This is a genomic window from Pseudomonas sp. NBRC 111143 (assembly GCF_001320965.1).
Lineage (GTDB): Bacteria > Pseudomonadota > Gammaproteobacteria > Pseudomonadales > Pseudomonadaceae > Aquipseudomonas > Aquipseudomonas machongensis.
In genome coordinates, this window is sequence record NZ_BCBT01000102.1 from 1 (window position 1) to 3,115 (window position 3,115).

At 58.1% G+C, this 3,115-nt stretch carries 4 protein-coding genes and 3 tRNA genes; all 7 read right to left on the reverse strand.

The genetic code is table 11. The annotated features are described in order from the left end of the window. Window positions 1-300: GTP-binding protein (locus tag APH44_RS28660; RefSeq protein WP_256216762.1), on the reverse strand; the 300-nt coding region annotated here is incomplete at its 3' end. A gap of 79 nt (window positions 301-379) precedes the next feature. Beyond that, window positions 380-455, reverse strand: a tRNA-Thr gene (locus APH44_RS28665). A gap of 28 nt (window positions 456-483) precedes the next feature. Further along, window positions 484-557: transfer RNA gene (locus APH44_RS28670), tRNA-Gly, on the reverse strand. A 24-nt stretch (window positions 558-581) separates the two neighbouring features. Next, window positions 582-665: transfer RNA gene (locus APH44_RS28675), tRNA-Tyr, on the reverse strand. A gap of 143 nt (window positions 666-808) precedes the next feature. After that, on the reverse strand, window positions 809-1,234 hold the full coding sequence (locus tag APH44_RS28680) for a hypothetical protein (protein WP_054895647.1): 426 nt from the start codon (window positions 1,232-1,234) through the stop codon (window positions 809-811). A 7-nt stretch (window positions 1,235-1,241) separates the two neighbouring features. Then, window positions 1,242-1,991, reverse strand: coding sequence for a pantothenate kinase (locus APH44_RS28685; RefSeq protein WP_054895648.1), 750 nt, complete (start codon window positions 1,989-1,991; stop codon window positions 1,242-1,244). Further along, window positions 1,981-2,940 carry a bifunctional biotin--[acetyl-CoA-carboxylase] ligase/biotin operon repressor BirA gene (gene birA / locus APH44_RS28690; protein ID WP_054895649.1) on the reverse strand — a complete coding sequence of 320 codons (960 nt, stop codon included), beginning with the start codon at window positions 2,938-2,940 and terminating at the stop codon, window positions 1,981-1,983. The genes APH44_RS28685 and birA overlap by 11 nt, the downstream gene beginning before the upstream one ends. Between the last annotated feature and the right edge of the window lie 175 nt (window positions 2,941-3,115).

Here is a 3,115-nt window from a genome sequence, read left to right on the forward strand (position 1 = left end):
ATCCATCTGGGCAGCACCGGTGATCATGTTCTTCACGTAGTCAGCGTGACCTGGGCAGTCAACGTGAGCGTAGTGACGAATGTTCGAGTTGTACTCGACGTGAGCGGTGTTGATGGTGATACCGCGCGCTTTTTCTTCCGGAGCCGAGTCGATCTTGTCGAACTCAACGACTGCCGAACCGAAAACTTCGGAGCAGACGCGAGTCAGAGCTGCGGTCAGAGTGGTCTTACCGTGGTCAACGTGGCCGATAGTGCCGACGTTAACGTGGGGAAGGGAACGATCAAACTTTTCCTTAGCCATCGATACAGTCCTCCGCAGAAGAAATAGTCACTACGCTGATAAAACAAAGGCAGATATTTTCATATCTGCCTTGTTTATATGGAGCTCTTGAGCGGACTTGAACCGCTGACCTCACCCTTACCAAGGGTGTGCTCTACCAACTGAGCTACAAGAGCGAAACTCTTTGTACCAAAACAGCAAACTTGGAGCGGGTAGCGGGAATCGAACCCGCATCATCAGCTTGGAAGGCTGAGGTTCTACCACTAAACTATACCCGCGGAGCTTGCAGCTCTCGCTAAAACTGGTGGAGGGAGAAGGATTCGAACCTTCGAAGCTCTCGCAACGGATTTACAGTCCGTCCCCTTTGGCCGCTCGGGAATCCCTCCAGACGTGGCGGGCATTCTATTTACCTGCCGGCCTGTAGTCAAGCATTTTTTTCAATTAAATCTGAAAGTTAGCTGCTTTGACTATGCTTCCGGTACTACCACCTGAGCGGTGTTCCCTGCGAAGCGGGCGCCATTCTATCAAGCTATTCGCCAGTTGCAATACCCTGGCAGAAAATAATTTTATGTTTTAAGTCTTTGAAATCACTGGAAAGACTGGCAATGACCGCCTCATCCAGCAAACGCTCGCTATCAGGGCTGACCTTGAGCCAGAAGCCGTCCGCGCCAGCCAACTGCCCCTGCACGGGCTGAGCGGCGATATCCAGGCTCAGCAACCGCTGGCGCAAGGCCACGAGCTCATCCTGCCCGGTAAATCCCCCCACCACCAGGCACTCATCCCTGCGTCTGGCGGGAGCCGCTGCTCCCGTCTCCCGAAGCAGGCGGATCTCCTGCTGACTTCCCTTGTAGAGGGAAAGGGGTGCAACTTCCTTGACCCGTACCGGCGCCTCCTGCTGCTGCCACACGTAATAGACGGCATTTAGCACTACCAACAGCAGAAACAACCAACGCATAGGCACCTCAACTCAAGGGGCAGGCCATCGCCAGGCCAACAAAGACCAGGTCCGGTACAACCCGCGCGCCAGGTGCAGACACCTGGACCAGGGGCGCATCGCCTCCCGTGAGGAAGACGCTGAACTCATTACCCCACAGCGCGCGCGCCTGATCGATCTGCGTACGGGCGAACCCCTGCAGCATCAGCACGCACCCACGTTCGACTGCCTCGACCGTGGAGCGCCCGGGCTCAAGACTGCTCAATGCTCGCTCGGCCGAGGCATCGTCATAACGAATACGGCGGGTATGGGTCCGCAGCTGGCTACGCATCAGAGGCATCCCCGGACAGATATATCCACCCAGGTGCTGACCATCCGCCGCCACGAAGTCCGCCTTGGCGGCTGTGCCAAAATCCATCACCAGGCAAGCCCCTTTGGCCAGGTGGAATGCACCGAGGGCGGCCAGCCAGCGATCCATGCCCAGGCGCTCATGATCTTCATAGCCATTGCGTACTCCCGCCATTTCAATGACAGGACGCGCAACCTGCACGTCAACAGCGAAGGCTTGCCTGATCGCCTCGCACAGCGCATCGGTTTCTTCCTCGCTGCGCACGCTGACCATCCGTGCACCCGCCAGGCGCGCGGCAGCCAGCCCTCCCACAGCGGCCAGCAGCGCCTGATCCGAATCGACGATACCGCCACCCACAATGGTGGCATCCGCAGCATGAATCACACGCCACTTGATAAAGCTATTACCGCAATCGAGCTCAAGAATCATCGCGCAACCTCAACCCGAGCTCTCCACCACTGAAGCTCTTCTCCACACCCTCGACATCCATGCGTAGACCGCCCTGCCCGTCCACACCCAGCACAATGCCATCGACCGTCTGATTGCCGGCGATCAGCGAGACCTTGCGCCCCTGCCACAGATGCGCCTGCTCCCATTCCTCCTGGAAAGCAGCGAAACCATAGCGACGATGGCGTGAAAGCTCATGCTGCAATTGCTGGTTCAACTGCGCAACCAGACGATTGCGATCAATGAGATCGCCAGTCTCCCGACGCATCGATGTCCATTGCTGGTCGACCTGATCATTGCTCTGCATGTTCACATTGATGCCGACACCTAGCACGACGTGACAGACATCCGCGGGGTCGCCAACCAGCTCCAGAAGAATGCCGACAATCTTCTTGTTAGCGACAAGAACATCATTCGGCCATTTCAGCCCCGCCCCCTTTACACCGAACGTATGCAGCGTGCGCATTACCGCCAGGCCAACGACCAGACTCAGCCCCTCGAGCTGGCGCATGCCACCCTCTACCCGAAGCACCAGGCTGTAATAGAGATTCTCAGCGAACGGACTGACCCAGTGTCGGCCGCGCCGACCACGACCAGCACTCTGGCGCTCGGCGAGCACCAGGAAGGGAGCTGCTTGCCCCTTCCCAATCAGACGCAGGGCCTCGGCATTGGTCGAATCTATCGAGTCATGGACAAGAACAGGCCATTGCTCACCCTGCGTGAATGCAGCAATCGCCGACGCCTCGAGCAGGCTCAATGGCGTAGCGAGCTGGTATCCACGACCACGCACCTTGTGAATGGTGAGGTTCAGCTCGCTTTCGAGGTGCTGCAGCTGCTTCCACACAGCACTGCGGCTTACCCCCATGGCTTCCCCCAAGGCCTGGCCAGAATGAAATCGGCCATCCTTGAGGAGATTCAACAACTTCAGCATGCCAGTCTCGACTTGGAATAAGGCTGGCATGATAGCCACGGGCTGCTGGATTGCATAGGAAAAGGGCAGGGATATCCCCGCGAGAAAGGGAGGGCGCCGACGGAATCCTCTGTATTGTGCCGGGGCGTGCGCGGTGTCGGCGTGGGGGGGAGCGATGCGACCTGGCGAACGCCAG